The sequence below is a fragment of the Martelella sp. AD-3 genome, from assembly GCF_001578105.1.
In the GTDB taxonomy this organism is placed as follows: Bacteria; Pseudomonadota; Alphaproteobacteria; order Rhizobiales; family Rhizobiaceae; genus Martelella.
Genome location: NZ_CP014275.1, coordinates 2,588,722 through 2,607,682 on the forward strand (window position 1 = coordinate 2,588,722; position 18,961 = coordinate 2,607,682).

The 18,961-nt window shown below is 64.2% G+C and carries 13 protein-coding genes; 3 read left to right on the forward strand and 10 right to left on the reverse strand.

The genetic code is table 11. The features are described 5' to 3' along the window. The first annotated feature begins 75 nt into the window (after window positions 1–75). A complete protein-coding gene (locus AZF01_RS12020) occupies window positions 76–1,341 on the forward strand; it encodes an MFS transporter (protein WP_024707498.1) in 1,266 nt (421 codons plus the stop codon). A gap of 5 nt (window positions 1,342–1,346) precedes the next feature. On the opposite strand, the gene AZF01_RS12025 is transcribed toward AZF01_RS12020, so the two are convergent. Further along, window positions 1,347–2,294 (reverse strand): DMT family transporter, encoded by a 948-nt coding sequence (locus AZF01_RS12025; RefSeq protein WP_024707499.1) that lies wholly within the window; start codon window positions 2,292–2,294, stop codon window positions 1,347–1,349. Between the two features lie 188 nt (window positions 2,295–2,482). Between AZF01_RS12025 and pepN the strand changes: the two genes are divergently transcribed. Both pepN and AZF01_RS12035 read left to right on the forward strand, forming a co-directional pair. Beyond that, entirely contained in the window at window positions 2,483–5,131 is a 2,649-nt protein-coding gene (gene pepN, locus AZF01_RS12030) for an aminopeptidase N (RefSeq protein WP_024707500.1), read from the forward strand. A gap of 226 nt (window positions 5,132–5,357) precedes the next feature. After that, the gene (locus AZF01_RS12035; RefSeq protein ID WP_152534495.1) at window positions 5,358–7,211 is read left to right on the forward strand and encodes a hypothetical protein; all 1,854 of its coding nucleotides are present in this window, start codon (window positions 5,358–5,360) and stop codon (window positions 7,209–7,211) included. A gap of 68 nt (window positions 7,212–7,279) precedes the next feature. Here AZF01_RS12035 and AZF01_RS12040 read toward each other — a convergent pair whose 3' ends face one another. The 9 genes from AZF01_RS12040 to AZF01_RS12080 form a co-directional block, all read right to left on the reverse strand. Continuing rightward, the gene (locus AZF01_RS12040) at window positions 7,280–10,249 is read right to left on the reverse strand and encodes a bifunctional [glutamine synthetase] adenylyltransferase/[glutamine synthetase]-adenylyl-L-tyrosine phosphorylase (protein WP_024707502.1); all 2,970 of its coding nucleotides are present in this window, start codon (window positions 10,247–10,249) and stop codon (window positions 7,280–7,282) included. Between the two features lie 85 nt (window positions 10,250–10,334). Further along, the gene (locus tag AZF01_RS12045; protein WP_024707503.1) at window positions 10,335–11,759 is read right to left on the reverse strand and encodes a HAMP domain-containing sensor histidine kinase; all 1,425 of its coding nucleotides are present in this window, start codon (window positions 11,757–11,759) and stop codon (window positions 10,335–10,337) included. Between the two features lie 117 nt (window positions 11,760–11,876). Then, window positions 11,877–12,620, reverse strand: a complete 744-nt coding sequence (locus AZF01_RS12050) for a response regulator transcription factor (RefSeq protein ID WP_024707504.1) — start codon at window positions 12,618–12,620, stop codon at window positions 11,877–11,879. Between the two features lie 78 nt (window positions 12,621–12,698). Next, a complete protein-coding gene (locus AZF01_RS12055; RefSeq protein ID WP_024707505.1) occupies window positions 12,699–14,237 on the reverse strand; it encodes a Do family serine endopeptidase in 1,539 nt (512 codons plus the stop codon). Between the two features lie 108 nt (window positions 14,238–14,345). Then, the gene (locus AZF01_RS12060) at window positions 14,346–14,810 is read right to left on the reverse strand and encodes a cytochrome c-type biogenesis protein (RefSeq protein WP_024707506.1); all 465 of its coding nucleotides are present in this window, start codon (window positions 14,808–14,810) and stop codon (window positions 14,346–14,348) included. After that, entirely contained in the window at window positions 14,807–16,804 is a 1,998-nt protein-coding gene (locus tag AZF01_RS12065; RefSeq protein WP_024707507.1) for a heme lyase CcmF/NrfE family subunit, read from the reverse strand. Before AZF01_RS12065 ends, AZF01_RS12060 begins: the two co-directional genes overlap by 4 nt. Further along, window positions 16,801–17,244: a cytochrome c maturation protein CcmE gene (gene ccmE, locus AZF01_RS12070; RefSeq protein ID WP_024707508.1), complete on the reverse strand. Its 444-nt coding sequence runs from the start codon at window positions 17,242–17,244 to the stop codon at window positions 16,801–16,803. The genes AZF01_RS12065 and ccmE overlap by 4 nt, the downstream gene beginning before the upstream one ends. After that, the gene (ccmI, locus tag AZF01_RS12075; protein ID WP_061449685.1) at window positions 17,241–18,377 is read right to left on the reverse strand and encodes a c-type cytochrome biogenesis protein CcmI; all 1,137 of its coding nucleotides are present in this window, start codon (window positions 18,375–18,377) and stop codon (window positions 17,241–17,243) included. The genes ccmE and ccmI overlap by 4 nt, the downstream gene beginning before the upstream one ends. Window positions 18,378–18,483: 106 nt before the next feature. Continuing rightward, window positions 18,484–18,894 (reverse strand): hypothetical protein, encoded by a 411-nt coding sequence (locus tag AZF01_RS12080; RefSeq protein WP_024706485.1) that lies wholly within the window; start codon window positions 18,892–18,894, stop codon window positions 18,484–18,486. Between the last annotated feature and the right edge of the window lie 67 nt (window positions 18,895–18,961).

Consider the following 18,961-nt stretch of genomic DNA (forward strand, 5'->3'; position numbering starts at 1 on the left):
GCCGCAAGGCGCCGCACCGGCCGTGCTTCCGGCGGAAACAGAGACACCCAGAAAACACCGCAGCGAGCGAAAACCATGTTTGCCAGTCTCGTCTCCATCACCTCCCTGATGCTTTCGACCATGCTGATGATGGTCGGCTACGGGCTCATGAACTACCTCATTCCGGTGCGCTCGGTGGCGGAAGGCTGGTCGTCGTTCCTGATTTCGGTGATCGCGACGGGGTATACGGTCGGCTTTACGGTATCGTGCATCGTCACCCCGAAACTGGTGCTGCGGGTCGGCCATGTCCGCGTCTTCGGCGCCCTGATCACGCTGCTCACGGCCTCGATCCTCGTAAGCGCGCTGCTGGTCGACTGGCGGGCCTGGATCGCCTTTCGCGCCATTTCCGGCTTTGCGGTCGCCGGCTGCTATCTGGTGATCGAAAGCTGGCTGAACGAACGTGTGACGAACGAGACCCGCGGCTCGGTTTTCTCGATCTACATGATGGTGACGCTTGCCGGATCGATCGGCGGTCAGTATCTCGTGCCGCTCGGCGATCCGCTCAGCACGACGCTGTTCATCGTCTGCGGCATCGTCTTCGCCGTCGCCATTCTCCCGACGGCGCTTTCCACCGCGCAGTCGCCCGCGCCGATCGCCCAGGTGCAGTTCGGGCTGAAGAAGCTCTACCTGCGCTCGCCCGTCGCCGCGGTCGGGGCGATCCTCGCCGGCATCCTGTCCGGCACCTGGGCGAGCCTCGGCGGCGTCTACACCACCCAGAGCGGCTTCACCACCGGCCAGGGCGCCACGCTTCTCGCCTTCGTGCTTGCCGGCGGCGCGCTCGGGCAGATCCCGATCGGCCGCATCTCCGACCGGACAGACCGACGCTATGTGATGATCGCCTGCGGCGTGATCGGCGTCGTCGCCGCGACCGCCATGTTCTTCATGTCGCCCGAGACGCCGCGCCTGCTCTACGGTTCGGCCTTCATCGTCGGCTCGATGCTCTATCCGATCTACGCGCTCAATGTCGCCCACGCCAATGACCGCGCCGATCCGAGCGAGTATGTGACGATCTCGAGCTCGCTCATGGTGCTCTACGGTCTCGGCACGGTTGCCGGCCCCTTGATCGGCGGCGGCGCGATGGAGCTTGCCGGTCCGCGCGGGCTGATGCTCTACCTTTCGATCGGGTTCGCCATCTACGCGGCCTACGCGGCATGGCGCGTCATGAAGGGCAATCCGACGGTCGCCCCGGACGAGCGCGCCGACTTCCACGCAATTGCCGTTCCGATGCGCGGCACGGACCCGGCCGGCAGCATCGCGGTGGATTACGAAACCGAATATGACCCCGCCCAGAGCGAGCAGTAATCCGCTCAGCTCGGATTTTGCGACGGGGAGACGCGGCGGATCTTTCGCCGCTCGAGACCCAGCCTGTGCTCGCGATAGATGATGAAGATGCCGGCGCCGACAACGAACACGGAGCCGGCAATCGTGTTCAGCGTCGGTATTTCGCCGAAGACGAACAACGATATCAGGATGCCGAAAATGATCGAGCTGTAGTCGAAGGGCGCGATCGTCGAGGCATCGGCGAAGCGATAGCTCTCGGTCATCATGATCTGGCCGACGCCGCCGAAGAGACCGGACAGGATGAGCAGGACGAGCGGCCAGAAGCCGAGCGAGGCCCAGCCGAAGGGCAGCGTCGCAAGCGACAGCAGCGCGGCAAAGGTCGAGAAATAGAGCACGATCGTCGGCCCCTTCTCGGTCACCAGCAGGCGACGGACCTGGATCATCGCCAGCGCGCCGAGCGCCGCGCCTGCAAGGACGAGAACAACGGCGAGCGCCTCCTCCGAACCGATCCCGCCCTCGCGGAAAAGCGTCAGCTTGGGCCAGGAGATGATCATCACCCCGAACAGCCCGACGCCGACGGCCGTCCAGCGATAGATGCGCACCACCTCGCCAAGAAGCAGGGCGGCAAAGACGACGGAAAGCAGCGGCAGGGCATAGCCGAGGGCGATCACCTCCGGCAACGGCAGGTGCATCAGGCCGTAAAACCCCATGCCCATGGAGGTGATACCGATCAGCGAGCGCAGGAAATGGCCGACCGGGCGTTTCGTCTTGTAAGCGCCCTTCAGTTCATGCCGCCAGGCGAGATAGACGATGATGGGCACGATGCCGAACAGGGAGCGGTAAAACGTCACCTGCCCCGGCGCGATCCCCTCGCCCGCGAGCTTGATGCAGGTCTGCATGCCGAGAAAGGCAAGGATCGAGGACAGTTTGAGGACGATGCCGCGCAACGGGTTGGCATTGGTTTCGAAGGGCATGAACGGGGCATTCTGGTCAAGGGTTGTTGGCGGCAAGGGCCGCGTATGTCCCATCCTCCTTACGCCAGTTCCCGCATGCCTGTACAGATTTCATGAAAATCCGGCGAAGCATTTGCATTTTCCCGCCCCGGGCGCTTTGTTGTGCATCGATCGGCCGCGCCGAATGAAACCATATGAAGAGGAAGCCCATGCGAGCGGACAAGAACCGGACCGTTTACCTGAAGGACTATCAGCCGACCGATTTCCTCATCGAGACCGTCGACCTGGTGTTCGACCTCGGCGAGACAATGACGACCGTGGGGAGCCAGATCCGCATGCGCCGCCGGCCGGGCGCGGACCCTTCCGCTCCGCTGATCTTCGACGGCGACGGGCTCGCCTTGTCCGGCCTTGCGCTTGACGGCAAGCCGTTGCTCCCCGAGCGCTATGACAGCGACGCCGACAGGCTGACGATCCGCGACCTGCCCGAGGACGGCGCCTTCACGCTGACGGTCAAGACGCGCATCAATCCGAGCGCGAACAGCCAGCTTCTCGGCCTCTACCGGACAAACGGCGTCTATTCGACCCAGTGCGAGGCGGAGGGCTTTCGCCGCATCACCTATTTCTACGACCGGCCCGACGTGCTGGCGGTCTACACGGTGACGATCATCGCCGACGAGAAGACCTGCCCGCTCCTGCTGTCGAACGGCAATCTCGTCGAGGAACACAAGCTCGATGACGGCCGGCACATGGCCCGGTGGCACGACCCCTTCCCCAAGCCGTCCTATCTCTTCGCGCTCGTCGCCGGCGACCTTGCGATGATCGAGGACAGGTTCACGACCATGTCGGGCCGCGCGGTCACGCTCAGGATCTATGTCGAGCACGGCAAGGCCGGACGCGCCGGCTATGCGATGGATTCGCTCAAGCGCGCGATGAAGTGGGACGAGGAACGCTTCGGGCGCGAATACGACCTCGACATCTTCATGATCGTCGCCGTCTCCGATTTCAACATGGGCGCGATGGAGAACAAGGGCCTCAACATTTTCAATGACCGGCTGATCCTGGCGGATCCGGAAACGGCGACCGACGACGATTATGCCCGGATCGAGGCCGTGGTGGCGCATGAATATTTCCACAACTGGACCGGCAACCGGATCACCTGCCGCGACTGGTTCCAGCTGAGCCTCAAGGAAGGCCTGACGGTCTATCGCGAGCATGAGTTCTCCGCCGACGAGCGCTCGCGCCCGGTCGTGCGGGTGGAGGAAGTGAAATTCCTCAGGGCCCACCAGTTCCCGGAAGACGGCGGGCCGCTCGCCCATCCGGTGCGCCCGGCCGAATATCTCGAGATCGACAATTTCTATACGACAACGGTCTACGAGAAGGGCTCCGAGGTCTCGCGCATGATCGCCACGCTTCTGGGACCGGATGGCTTCCGCAAGGGACTCGACCTGTTCTTCGAGCGCCATGACGGCGGCGCGGTGACGATCGAGGATTACCTGAAGTGCTTCGAGGATGCGACCGGCCACGATCTCGCGCATTTCTCGCTCTGGTACCACCAGGCCGGAACGCCGGTGATCTCGGTTGCCAGTTTCTATGACGAGGCGAAGGGCGAGCTGAAGCTGACGCTCGGCCAGAAGACGCCGCCCACCCCCGGCGAGAGGGTCAAGAAGCCGCTGCACATCCCGCTCCGGGTCGGCCTCATCGGCCCGAACGGTGACGACATGGAACCGTCGGCGATCAGCGGCGGGGCACATCGCGAGGACGTTCTGGAACTCACGCAGGACGAGCAGACCTTCGTCTTTGAAGGGATCGGCGCGCGTCCGGCCATTTCGGTCAATCGCGATTTCTCCGCGCCGGTGCGGGTCCGCTTCGACCAGTCGCGCGAGGACCGGCTCAGGATCGCCGGGGCCGAGACCGATCTGGTTGCCCGCTGGGATACGGTCAATGCATTGGCGCTCGAGGCGCTGGTCAGGGCGACGGAGGAGATCAGGGCCGGACGGACGGTGAGGCCGGATGCAGGCTTGAGCGCGGTTCTCGTCGCCACGGCGGAGGACGAGACGCTCGAACCCGCTTTCCGCGCCCTGGCGCTGACGCTGCCGAGCGAACTCGATATCGGCCGCGAGATCGGCGACAATGTCGACCCGGACGCGATCCATACGGCGCGAAAGGCGGTTTTCGAGGCCATTGCCGAAGCCGGGCGCGAGACCTTCATCCGCCTGACAGCCGACATGGGCACGCGCAGCGCCTTCAGCCCCGATGCCGAAAGCGCCGGCAGACGGGCGCTCGCCAACGCGGCGCTCGCGCTTGCCTCGGCCGCAGAGAAGGCGCCTGAACGCGCAAGCCGGGCTTATCAGGCGGCGGACAACATGACGGACATGCTGGCCGCCATGCGGGTTCTGGCCCACCAGTTTTCAGGCTCCGGCGAGGCGGAAAACGCGCTTGCCGATTTCAGGCGCCGCTTTGCCCGCGAGCCGCTGGTGCTCGACAAATGGTTCGCGACGCTGGCGACGGTTCCGGGCGCGCAGACGCTTGAACGCGTCGCATCGCTGATGGGTGACGATGCCTTCGACGAGACCAACCCCAACCGGGTGCGCGCCCTTATCGGAGCCTTCGCCTCGTCCAATCCGACCGGGTTCAACCGGCCCGACGGCGCGGGCTACGCTTTCTTCGCCGACTTCATCCTGACCTCCGACAAGCGCAATGCCACGCTGACGGCCCGGCTGATGACGGCGATGCGCTCGTTCGAGGCGCTTGAGCCGGGACGGCGCGCGCTTGCCCGCAAGGCTATCGAACGCATTGCCGGCCATGATGATCTCTCCCGCAACCTGCGGGATATCGTCGATCGCATGTTGAAAGGCTGAATTAGCGCTTGCCAAGACACGCAATCCGAGTCCTCCGTTTTGACGGACCGGCCGCCGCAGCTGCGCCGTACAGCTTTCGCGGCGGCCGTCAATTCACAAAAAAGCCTTATTTGATATATGGTTAACAAAAGCTTCCCGAAGGGTGCTGGACAAGCCGAATCACCTTTGATTCACTAGGGTAGATTCGCAAGGCGGTTTCGCGGATCGCACGAGGGAACTTAAGCACATGAAACGATCAGATCTGTGGGACGACCCCGCAGTGAACGGGAACCTGCGCTCCGGATTCACTGCAAGCCAGACATTGTCAGGCCGCGAACAGGCCGGTTTTCAGGGCCTTGGCGCTTTTGCCGCCGCCAACAGGCCGGCGGTCGAAAGCCTTCTCAAGAAGTCCATTCCCTATCTGATCCTTGCCTTTCTCATCTGCGTCGCACTGGCGCGCGGGCTCTCCCTGATCTCCAGCCATACCCGCATGGAAGACGCCCTGCGCCAGGCAACAGAACTGACCTCGACGATCGCGCTTGTTGCGCTGGAGGACGAGACGGCGCTGTTCGACCCCGAGAATGCCGCTGCCGCCGACGACAGGTTGCAGGCGCTTTCCGCGGTGTCCGCCACCGACCCGGACACCGATCTCGTGATGATCGACACCAGCGGCTCTGTGCTTGCCGCAACCCCAGCGCGCGCCGGCCTCGTCGGCCGTTCGCTCGCCTCCGTCTTTCCCGAGTTGACCTCGGCCCACCATCCGCGCACCGGCGGACAGGTCGTCGAGACGCGGATCGACGGCGCGCCCTACCAGGTCTCCATGCAGCTCGTCGGCAATGACGGCGGCATGGTGATCGCGCTGCATGCGATGGAGCGGATGAATGCCTTCTGGCGCGCCGAGGTCAATCTCAACGTCACCCTGTTTGCCGCCATGGCGCTGCTGCTGCTCGTCGTGGTCTACGCCTACTACACCCAGATCAACCGCGCCGACGCGACGACAGGCGTCATGTCCGCCGAGCGCGGCGCGCGCGATGTCATGCTCGCCAACGGCGAGGCGGGACTGTGGTCATTCGACCCGGCGCGCCGCCGCGCCTGTCTCGACGGCTCGGCCTGCGCGGCCCTCGGCTTCGGCGAGACGGCGCGAGAGATCGATTATCGCGGGCTCCTGGCTCTCGTCCATCCCGATGACCGGCGCGGGCTTTCCCGGAAACTCCGCCCCACGGATGACGGATTGATAGAGGCCGATCTTCGCCTGCGCCGCCAGGACGGACGCTACGGCCTGTTCGCGCTTCGCGCCCATGCGGCGATCAGGGGCGACACCGTATCCGTTTCCGGCGCGGCCATCCGTCAGGCATCGTGCCACCAGAAGGCGGTCGAGGCGTCTGCAGCGCGCGCCGGCATGCTCGAGGCTGCCTTTGATGCACTGCCCCAGCCGCTGGCGCTGTGGCACAAGGATGGAAGCCTCGACCTTGCCAATGCCGCCTTCAGGGCCGCCTACGACCTTGATGACGGCCAGTGCGCCATGCGCCGGGATGCGCTTGCTGCGGAAAGCCGGCATCAGGCCGTTGTCGTTCGCCGCAACCACGGTGCGTGCGGCACGGCGGCCGAGGTCAGGACGGCGCGCGGCGCGTGGATGCGGATTGCCGAGCACTCCATTGAAGACGGCGCCCGACTGACGGTCGGCACCGACATCACCAGCTTCAGACAGGAGCAGACCCGGCTCCAGGCCGAGCAGGAACGACTGCGGGAAAAGGTCAGCGCCATGGCGCTTGACCGCCGCAAGCTGGAACTGAAATGCGCATCGCTCGAGCGGTCGCTTGAAGGGAAGACGGCCGCGCCGCGCCGAGAGGACACCGTTCTCGCCGACGCCTCCGTCCCCGCCGAAATCCGCACCGCGCTGACGTCCGTGCTCGGCTTCTCCGAACTGATGATGGCCGAAACGGACAAGACGTCCGGCGGCAAGCTCAACGACTATGCCCGCCACATCCACAGCGGCGGCGAAGCGCTTCAGGCACTGGTCCGGCGGCTTGAAGGCAAGCCCCATGCGCCCGCCGCCGGGGTCTCCGGCCACGAACCCGTCGTCAGGCGCAGGATCGGCTGACCGGTCTAGCGCATCGGCCCGAAAATCGGAATCGATTTTCGGAAAGCACGATGCGTAGATAAAATAGGTTAGAGCGCCTTGTCCTCGGCAAAGGGAAGCAGCTTTTCGAAGATCACCCGCACGTCGCGTGCATGATCGGCGATCTTTGCCTCAAGGGCGCTGACATCCGGGCAATCGGCGAGCTTGCACAGGCGCTCCAGAAGACCGGACGGCGCGGTTTCGGGCTCGAAACCCTCATTCAGGCAGGCGCGGGTCAACTGGGCAATGTCGGTATAAAGTGCAAGCGCCTTGCGGCAGGTCTCCAGGTCGCCCGCAGCCATCACCTCCGGGCCGAAACGCGCCAGAACATCGTCCGTGGTCATCGCGTCCGCGCCGCCGATTTCGCCGCGCGGCACATGGCAGGCGAGATGGCAATACTGGGCGAGGAATTCGATATCGACCAGCCCTCCGGGAATGAGCTTCAGGTCCCACGGGCTCTTTGCCGGCTTGTCGCGTTCGATGCGGGCGCGCATGTCGGCAATGTCGCGTGCAAGTTTCCCGAGATCCCGCTTCTGCCCCAGGATGGCATCGATCACGGCCCCGGTATCGGCCATCAGCGACGGGTCGCCGCACAGTGGATGGGCGCGCGAAAGCGCCATATGCTCCCAGGTCCAGGCATCGTTCAACTGGTACTTCTCGAAAGCGGCAAGGCGCGTCGCCAGCGGACCGGCATTGCCGGAGGGGCGCAACCGCATGTCCACCTCGTAGAGCACGCCTTCGGCCGTCGGCGCGCTCAGGGCGGCGACCAGGCGCTGGGTGACGCGGGCAAAATAGCGCGGCACGTCAAGCTGTTTCGGGCCGGACGACATGGCAAGCGGGTCGTCGCAATCGTAAAGCACGATCACGTCGACATCGGAGCCCGCCGTCAGTTCCGAACTGCCGAGCTTGCCCATGGCGAGAACGCAGGCGCGCTGGCCGTCGACCGTGCCATGCGCCTCTTCCATCTGCGCCAGCACGCCCTGAAGCGCCTCGTCGATCACCAGCGTCGCGAGCGTCGTCAGCGCGCGGCCGGCGGCAAAACCGCTGATCGACCCGGTCACCAGCCGGATGCCGATGAGGAAGCGCTGCTCGGCGGCAAAAATCCTGAGGCGGTCAAGCCGCTCCTCGTAGATCTCCACGCCGCTCATGAAGTCTTCCAGCCGGCCGGCGAGATAGTCGCGGGTCGGGATTTCCGTCATCAGCGCGGGGTCGAGCATGCCGTCGACGATATGGGCGCGCGCGGCGATGATCTCGGCGAGCCTCGGCGCTGCCGACATCACCTCGACGATGAGCAGCATCAGGTTCGGATTGTTCTTGAGAAGCGAGAAAAGCTGGACACCGGCAGGCAGACCGGAGAGAAACCGGTCGAAGCGCAGCAGTGCCTCATCGCCCCTGCGGCTTGCGCCGAAGGCTTTCAGGAGTTCGGGCATGATCTCGGTCAGCCGCTGACGGGCCTTGGTCGTCTGCGTCGCGCGGTAACGGCCGTAATGCCAGGTCCGGACAACGCGGGCGATGTCCTCGGGCCGGTCGAAGCCGAGCTTGCGCAGGGTTTCGAGCGTTCCCGGGTCATCATCCTCGCCGGTGAAGACGAGGTTGCCCGCCTCGCCCGAAAGCGTCTCCTCCCGCTCGAATAGGCGGGCATAGCGCCGCTCGACGGTCTTCAGCGCTTTCAACAGGGCGCCGGAAAAAGCGTGCGTGGTCTCAAAACCGCTCATGCGGGCGATTCTCAGAAGTTCGGCATCATCCTCCGGCAGAACGTGACTCTGCTCGTCGCGCACCATCTGGATGCGGTGCTCCACATCACGCAGGAACCAATAGGCCTCTGCCAGTTCATCGGCGGTGGCCTTGTCGATCCAGCGCGCCTCCCGCAATGCCGCGAGCGCATCGACGGTCCTGCGGCACCGGAGTTCCGGCATGCGCCCGCCGGCAATCAGTTGCTGGGTCTGGACGAAGAACTCGATCTCGCGGATGCCGCCGCGTCCGAGCTTGACGTTGTGGCCATGAACCGCCACCAGGCCGAAGCCCTTGTGAGCATGGATCTGCCGCTTGATCGAATGGATATCGGCGATCGCCGCATAGTCGAGATATTTGCGGAAGATGAAAGGGACCATTTCGGCGAGGAAAGCTTCGCCCGCCGCAAGGTCGCCGGCAATCGGCCGCGCCTTGATGAAGGCGGCGCGCTCCCAGTTCTGGCCGCGGCTCTCATAATAGAGAAGCGCCGCCTCGACCGGAATCGCCAGCGCCGTCGATCCCGGATCAGGCCTCAGACGAAGGTCGGTGCGGAAGACGTAGCCGTCGCCGGTGCGCTCCTGCAGGATGCGGATCAGACGGCGCATCAGCCGGGGCACGAGCGCGCGCGGATCATCCTTGTCGGTGAAGATCTTCGCTTCCGGCTCGAAAAAGACGACGATGTCGATGTCGGAGGAATAATTCAGTTCGCAGGCGCCCAGCTTGCCCATCCCGAGAACGACCATGCCCGATTGATCCGAGGGACGATCAGGGGATTGGAGCGCGAGTTTGCCCTCCCCGGCGGCCGATGTGAGCAGATGGTCCACCGTCGCGGCAACTGCGGCGCTCGCAAAGTCACTCAGCAGAGCGGTCGTCTTTTCCGGCGGGATCATGCCGGCGAGATCGGCAAGCGCCGTCAGGAACGCAACCCCGCGCTTGGCCCGGCGCAGGCGCAGCATGATGTCACTGTCGCTGACCTTGCCCTCCCCATCCCGCCAGGCTGCGCGCGCCGTCTCGATATCGGCTTCAATCTGCGGCAGGAACGGCTCATCGATGCGGGAAAGCAGTTCGGGGTGGGCGCGGAAGCTGTCGAACAGAAACGGCGAAAGCGAAAAGGCCGCAGCGAGGAAGCGCGTCAGCCGGTCGTCACGGTCGGCGAGAAATGCAGGAAGCCCGTGCTTTTCAGCCGCCGCAGCCATCTCGTCAAGGGCAGACCGCGCCAGTTCGTCGTTGAGCGGGAAAATGGGCTCCCCCGCCATATCGCGCAGTGTGCCGCCTGCCTGGTCGCTCATCTTTTCCTCCGTATGCCGTTTGCTCTGCCTTAACATCGCGGACGGCAGGCTCAAAGCAAAAGACGGAGGCGCACGGAGCGACGCGTCAGCCGGCGCTGCCCTTTTCGCTGACGATCGCAAAGCGCAGCACAGCCGCAAGACCGGAGTACCCCTCGACGAGGCTTCCGGCTTCAACAAGCGAAAACGCGCCGCCATGCATCGAAGCAACGGCATCCACCAGCGACAAGCCGAGCCCGGTTCCGGGCTTCGACCGGCTCTCATCGAGCCGGAAGAAGCGTTGTTTGACGTCGTCCATGCGCGAAGGCGGAATGCCGGGTCCGTTGTCGGCCACCACGAACACGGCCTGACGCCCTTCCCGCTTCAGCGAAAGGTGGATCGACTGCCCGCAGCCCTCGGAATATTTGATGGCATTGTCGAGAAGATTGAAGATCGCCTGGCCGATCAGTTCTCGATTGCCGTTGACGGAGATATCGCTTTCGATGGCGCAGTCGAGCGCAAGACCGGCCTCCTCGGCAACCGGGCCGTAAAGCTCGGCGCTGTCCTCGACGATCGCCGAGAGGTTAACGACCGACATCTCGGCGGCAACGGCGCCCGCTTCGACGCGGGAGATCATCAACAGCGCGTTGAAGGTCCGGATCAGTTGGTCCGATTCGGCGATGATGCCTTCCAGGGCCAGACGCCGGTCATCGGGGTTCTCCGTTGCTGCCGCATCTGCTGCCTTGTTGCGCAGGCGGGTCAATGGTGTCTTCAGATCATGGGCGATATTGTCGGAAACCTGGCGCAGGCCCTCGTTCAGCCGCACGATACGGTCGAGCATGAGGTTGAGGGAGTTGGAAAGCCGGTCGAATTCATCGCCGGAGCCGGTGACGGGAAGACGCTGGGAGAGATCGCCGGCCATGATCTTGCCGCTTGCACTCGACATCCGGTCCATGCGCTTCAGCGCATTGCGCCCGATCGCGAACCAGATCACCAGCGCGCCGACGCCCATGATGATGAGCGCGAGCAGCAACGCCTGCCGGACAACGATATGCAGCCGTTCGGGATCGCCGAGGTCGCGACCGATCAGCAGCCTGATGCCGTTGTCGAGCTCGATGACATAACCGGCGGCAAGGTTTTGATGCGTCCCGCCATTGTTTTCGGCAAAGCCCTCATAGCGGAAGGGCGGCTCGATCCAGCCGAGCCGGTTCAATACGCCCGGCTGCAGCGAGGCGACATTGCTGGCGAGAATTTCTCCCTGCGGGCTGGCAATGACATAGAGATTGGCGCCGGGCTGGCGCGCGCGTCGCTCGATGATGTTGAAGACGCGCCGGATGCCGCCGCTCTCGAAAGCGAGATCGAGTTGGGTAACCTCGGGTTCAAGCGAGGCCCTGGTCTGCCGCACGACGAGATCTTCTGAGACCGCGGTGACGTAAAACACCATCACCGCCGCGCATAGGCCGAACAGAAGGATATAGACGGCCGAAAGACGGACGGCGGTGGATTTGAACAGGAGCCGCAGGCGTTCTCTCATCGGTTGCGATCGCTGTTGGAGCGCGCCCAGGAAAAGCGGAGACCGGTTTTCCGTCCGGACGCGCGAAAAGACAAAAGGTTAGAGCATGTTCGCGATTCACGAAAACGCGGACATGCCCTAGGGATCGGATTTGATCATGTAGCCGGAGCCGCGGATCGTCTTCAGAAGCGGCTTGTCGAAATCCTTCTCGATCTTGGAGCGCAGCCGCGACACATGCACGTCGATCACATTGGTCTGCGGATCGAAATGATAGTCCCACACGTTTTCGAGGAGCATCGTGCGGGTGACCACCTGCCCGGCATTCTTCATCAGATATTCGAGGAGCCTGTACTCGCGCGGCTGCAGCGTGATCTCGCGCCCGGCCCTGCGCACCTCGTGCGACAGGCGATCCAGTTCCAGATCGCCGACCCGGTAGACGACATCCTGGTCGGGCGCGCCCTTGCGCCGGCCGAGAACCTCGACGCGGGCCAGAAGCTCGCTGAAGGCATAAGGCTTGGGCAGATAGTCATCCCCGCCTGCTCTGAGCCCCGTCACGCGATCGTCCACCTGCCCCAGTGCCGAGAGGATCAGCACCGGCGTGTGCACGCCGCGCGCGCGCAGCGCCGAAATCACCGAGAGCCCGTCGCGGCGCGGCAGCATGCGGTCCACGACCAGCACGTCATATTCGTTCTCGCTCGCCATGAACAAGCCGCTCTCGCCATCGCCCGCATGTTCGCAGGTGATGCCGGCCTCGCGGAAGGCCTTGGTCAGATAGGCGGCGGCCTCAAGATCGTCTTCAATAACCAGAATACGCATGGCGGCGACACTATCGCCATTGCGATCTTCGTTACAAGCAGTCTTGAGGGTTTCGTCGACAGACATTTGGCTCCTCCGAAAGGGCGGCAAAACGAAAGGGGCGCACAGGTCCTGCCCGTGCGCCCGCCATTCTGTCAGTGCCGATCAGCCGGCATCCTCGTTCTCGCTACCGGTCGGCAGGGCGGTGAACATGCTGCCGTTTTCGGTCTCGACCTGGAAAAGCGCCTGCTTGCGTCCGTTGTTCGCCGCCTCTTCGACCTGATCAAGGATGTCCTGGGCAGAGCCGACTTCCTTGTTGTTGACGCTCAGGATCTTCTGCCCTTCGGCAAGCCCCTTCTGAGCGGCATCCGAATCGGGATTGACGACGGTGACCGTGACGCCCTTGCCGTCATCGGACGGAACGACCTCGATACCCATCCGGGTCATCAGCGAGCTCTCGGCGGGCGCGCTCATGCCTTCGGCGGCCGCCAATTGGTCCTCGGTCGGGAATGCACCGAGCGTGACATCGACCGTCTGCGACTTGCCGTCGCGCCAGACGGAAAGCTCGACATTGTCGCCCGGCTCCATCATGCCGATCATCCGGGAGAGCGAACGCGCGTCCTCGATGACCTCGCCGTTGACCGCGGTGATCACATCGCCCTGCCTGAGCCCGGCTTCGGCGCCGGGACTGTCGGAGGTCGGCTCGGAGATCATCGCGCCTTCCGGTTTTGCCAGACCGATCGCATCGGCGATATCTTCGGTGACGGGCTGAATGCGCACGCCGAGCCAGCCGCGCTCGACCGCGCCGTCATCGATCAGATCGTTGACCACGTCCTGGGCCAGATGCGAGGGGATGGCAAAGGCGATGCCGACATTGCCGCCGGACGGCGAGAAGATCGCGGTGTTGATGCCGACCACTTCGCCGTTGAGATCGAAGGTCGGACCGCCGGAATTGCCGTGGTTGACGGCTGCGTCCACCTGGATGTAGTCGTCATAGGGGCCGGAGGCGATGTCTCGCCCGAGCGCGGAGACGATGCCCGAGGTCACCGTGCCGCCGAGGCCGAAGGGGTTGCCCACGGCCACGACCCAGTCGCCGACGCGCAGCTTGGAATCATCGGCGAAGTTCACATAGGTGAAGTCGCGGTCGGCATCGACCTTCAGGACGGCGAGATCGGTGCGCGGATCAGTGCCGACGAGCTTGGCGTCATATTCGGTCCCGTCATCCATCAGAACGGAGAAACTGTCGCCTTCGCGCACGACGTGATTGTTGGTGACGAGATAGCCGTCCCCGGACACGAAGAAGCCTGACCCCTGAGCGACCGGACGCGGACCGCCACCGCGCGGCTTCGGCGGCTGCTGCGGCTCCATGGGCGCGCCGAAATCCTTGAAGAAACGCTTCAGGGGATGATCATCCGGCAGGTTGTCAAATCCGCGTCCGCCAAAGCCGAAGCCGAAGCCGTCATTCTGGGCAACGGGCTGGACATTGCTCTCAACGACCACGGAGACCACGGCCGGCGAGACCGCCTCGACCACGTCGGCAAAGCCCGGCACCTTGGGGGCCTCGACATAAACCGGGTCGGCGAGGGCTTCGGGAACGGTCAGGGGCGCACCTGCCGAAAACAGCACAGCGGCAACGCCGCCGGCAAGCGCCGAGGCTTTCAGAATCGGCTTGAACTTGTTGTATCCGGAAGTCTGGTCGAGCATCTGGTCTACCTTTTCCTTGATTGACGTTTTTGAAGATGTCTTCAAATCGGATAAAGGCACTATAAATGTTGCGACCTTACAGCAATCTGTCCACAAAATGACGGATTGTTAATTGTCGTCGCCATCCGCGAGAAGCCGCTCGAGGCGCTCCTCCTCCGCCTGGGAAAGCGGGCGATCCGGCGCGCGACGCGACTTCGAAAGGCGCCACACCACGATGCCGCCGATCACGACCAGCAGCGCCGGCGCGCCCCACAAAAGCCATGTCTGGGGCGAGAAGCGGGGCTTCAGCAGCACGAATTCGCCGTAGCGCGAGACCACATAGTCGATGACCTCCTCATTGCTGTCGCCATCGACAAGACGGTCCCGCACCAGAAGCCTCAGGTCCCGCGCGAGATCGGCATTCGAATCATCGATCGACTGGTTCTGGCAGACCAGGCAGCGCAGTTCGGCGGAAATCTCGCGGGCGCGCGCTTCGAGTGCCGGATCGTCCAGCACTTCGTCAGGCGCAACGGCTTGGGCCGCTGTCAACGGCGCCAGGAGCAGAACCATGGCCAGAAGGGCGGCAAGCTTCATTCCGCTGCCCCTGCATGCGCGGCCGCGTCCATCGAGCGCCTGCGACTGCGCGCGGGCGCGCCGACGCGCAGTCGCCGGTCGGTCAGCGAAACCACGCCGCCAAGCGCCATGGCCACGCCGCCGAGCCAGATGCACAGGATAAACGGTTTCCACCACACCCTGACGACCCAGGCGCCATCGGCGCGCTCATCTCCGAGCGAGACATAGAGCTGGCTGAGGCCGAAGGTGGAGATGCCGGCCTCGGTCGTCGGCATGTTGTTGGCGAGGTAGACCCGCTTGGCCGAAAAGCTTTCGGTGACGGGCCGACCGTCTCGGGCAATCGTGAACGCGCCCCGTTCATCGACATAATTGGGGCCTCTTACGGGTGTGATACCGTCGAATGTCACCGTGTAGCCGCCGGCATCCACGCTCATTCCGGGCGTCATCTCCAGAACCGCCTCGGTCTCGTAGAGCGAAACCGCGACGACGCCGAGAACCGTCACGCCGAGGCCGAAATGGGCGAGCGCCGCGCCGAAGGCGGAACGCGGCAGGCCGACAAATCGCGGCCATGCCCGCGCCATCGACATCCGGCCGAAACCCGAGCGATACCAGAGATCGCTGGCCGCGCCGAACATCAGGAAGAAGGCAATCGCGATGACAAGGCCCGCGAGAACCGGGCCGCGGGAATGGTAGTAGATGAAGCCGGCAGCCAGAACGAGCGCCAGAACTGCCGCGACCATCAGGCGCTCGCCGGCCGCCTTCAGGTCGCCCCTTTTCCACGACAGCATCGGGCCGAAGGGAACGGCGAGCAGAAGCGGGATCATCAACACGCCGAAGGTCATGTTGAAGAAGGGCGGGCCGACGGAAATCTTGTCGCCGGTGAGTGTTTCGAGAACCAGCGGATAGAGCGTGCCGGTCAGCACGGTTCCCGTAGCCACCGTCAAAATGAGATTATTGAAGACCAACGCCCCCTCGCGCGAGATCGGCGAGAACAGGCCGCCGGCGCGCAGGAGCGGTGCGCGAAAGGCGAACAAAGCCAGCGAGCCGCCGACGAAGAAGGCAAGGATGGCGAGAATGAAGATGCCGCGCGTCGGGTCGGTCGCGAAAGCGTGCACCGAGGTCAGAACGCCGGATCGGACGAGAAAGGTTCCGAGCAGCGACAGCGAGAAGGTCAGGATCGACAGGAGCACCGTCCAGATCTTCAGCGCCTCGCGCTTTTCCATGACCAGGGCGGAATGCAGCAGCGCCGTACCGGCAAGCCAGGGCATGAAGGAGGCATTCTCGACCGGATCCCAGAACCACCAGCCGCCCCAGCCCAGTTCGTAATAGGCCCAGTAGGAGCCCATCGCGATGCCGGCCGTCAGGAACAGCCATGCCAGAAGCGCCCAGGGACGAACCCACAGTGCCCAGGCCGCGTCGATCCGCCCGCTGATGAGCGCCGCGACCGCAAAAGAAAAGCACACGGAGAAGCCGACATAACCGAGATAAAGCAAGGGCGGATGGATCGCGAGGCCGAAATCCTGCAGGATAGGATTGAGATCCTGCCCCTCTCCCGGCACGGGAAAGATCCGCATGAACGGGTTCGAGGTGAACAGGATGAAAAAGAGAAAAGCCGTCGCGATCAAGGCCTGGATCGAGAGCACATTGGCCCTGAGATCGTCGGGAAGATTGCGGCTGAAGGCGGCAACAAGCGCGCTGAACAACGTCAGGATCAGAAGCCAGAGCATCATCGATCCCTCGTGATTGCCCCAGACGCCGGAGAACTTGTAGATCAGCGGCATCAGCGAGTGCGAATTCTCCCAGACATTGCGGACGGAGAAATCGGAGACCAGATGGCTGCGGATCAGCACGCCGAAGGACGTCGCCACCAGGGCGAACAGAGTGAGCGTTCCGCTGACGGCCACCGCCATCATTTGCGGGTTGTTCCGCCTGGCGCCGACAGCCGGCACCAGAAAGGTCACAAAAGCGACCGCAAGCGCGAGGATCAGCGAGAACAGACCGAGTTCAACCGTCACTGGCTCGTCTCCCCCTCCCAGACGCCGTCTTCCTTCAGGCGGTCGGCAACTTCCTTGGGCATGTAGTTTTCGTCGTGCTTGGCAAGCACCATGTCGGCATGAAACGCGCCGTCCCTGTCGAAGCGTCCTTCCGTCACCACGCCCTGCCCTTCACGGAAGAGGTCCGGCAGGATGCCGGCATACCGCACCTCGACCGCGCTGGAGCCATCGGTCACGGTAAAAAGAACATTGGAGTTCTCCACGCGCTTGATCGACCCCTCCTCGACCAGCCCGCCAAGCCTGATGCGCGTTCCCTCGCCGACCGGCTTTTCGGCAAGGTCGGACGGCATGTAGAAATAGGAAACGCTGCGGCTGAGCGCAAACAGCACCAGCAGCACGGCGACGGCAATGAAACCGACGCCGCCTGCGATGACAGTCAGCCTTTTCTGCTTGCGATTCAACGCTCTGCTCCCGATAACTGCAGCGAGGCTCCAAAGGCCTCAAGCCTTGCCCCCTGCGCGCTGTCCCCTCCGAAGTAACCGATCGCCTGCCGGAGGGCCAAAACCGCCTTTTCCTCGTTTCCGAGAACACTATAGGATCGGATCAGACGCATCCAGCCGTCGATATCATCCGGATCATCTTCCAGCCTTTGCTCAAGCCCGGCGACCATGCCATCGACCATCTCGGCGCGCGCCTCATCCGAAAGGTCGGACGCGGCCGCCACTGCCTCTTCGTCGGGGCCATTCGGCACGACGCCATCGGCGGGACGACCGCCGCTATTGGCCGCGATCCGGCGGTCAACCATGTCGCGCCAGGGAGACCCTTCCGGCAGCGCGTTTTCAAGACGCCTGAACCGCTCCGCCGCCACGGCGCTGTCTCCCGATTGCTCGGCGGCAAGAGCCATGAAGTACAGCGCGCGCAGGTCATCCGGGTCAAGCGCCTCCGCCTTTCGGAAAAGGTCAAGCGCCTGGTCCGTCACGATCCCCGCATGCATGGCGACGATGGCCTCCCCCTGCCCGGCCAGCCGATCGGCGGTCGCGCCCGAAACGCGGATCGCATTGGCATAGGCGTTCTCTGCCGCCTCGAACCGGCCTTCGCGCAGATAGATCGGCGCGATCACATCCCACCCGCGTCCGTCTTCGGGGTTCTCGGCAAGATGCTGCTCCACGCGCGCCACCAACACGGCAAGGTCGGGTTCGTCCGCATTCACACGCGCGGCAAGCGGCTGATCCGGCGCGCCCGGCGTGCCGAGAATGGGATAGAGCAAAGCCGACCCGACCATCAAAACCAGGATCGCGGCAGCCGTCCCCCAGGCCGTCGTGCGGCGGCCGGCCCTGCGTTCGGGAGCAAGGCCTCCCTTGAAGGAAACGGCCAGGAGCCGTCGACCGATCTCGGCCCGCGCCGCTTCGTATTCCTTGTCGCTGAGCAACCCTTCCGCTTTTTCGCGCTCGATCTCGCGCAATTGATCGCGATAGACGGCGGACTGGCCCGCAGCCGGCCCTTCGCCCCCGCCTGCGGGCTTGCGCAGCAGCGGCAGGGCGACCGCGAGGGCCGCGACCAGGAAGACGACAAGGGCTGGAATGGCGAAAATCATAACGATGTCTTCGTACGCTACCGCCGCACAATAGCCAACACACTAAAGCTTTATCGGCGCAATCTGCCGCAAAAGGTCGCAGCAGGGAAGAGCGCGAGGGACACGGCTAATTCAGCAGCGACCACAGCCCGTCCTCGCCCCGGCAGGCGGCGCCGCGTCCGACATATTCGCGGCCGTCGATGTTCACGCGCTGCGTGTATTGCCGGCAGTTCTGGTCCCCTACCTGATAGGGACTGGCCGCGGTCACGCTGCCCGTGGCATCCCGCCCCTGCCAGGTGACGGTTTCGCCCGCGGGAACGGAGGCGAGCGCGTATTGTTCTGCCTGCAGGGCTTTCGCGCGGTCGGCAGGCGAAAGGGCGATGCCCGCGCGCTCCACCAGCCCGCCTTCAAGAGCGACAGCGGGAACGGCTTGCCGGGACGCGGGCGCGGGCGCCACGCCGGTGGGTATCCCGGTGTCGGTCGTGGCGCAACCCGAAACCGCAATAGCGGCGGCGGCGAGCAGAATGATCCGTTGCACGATGTTGTTACCCCCTGAACGTCATGAATTGGTTCCGCCCTACGGCGCGGGACAAAGCGGCTCCAAG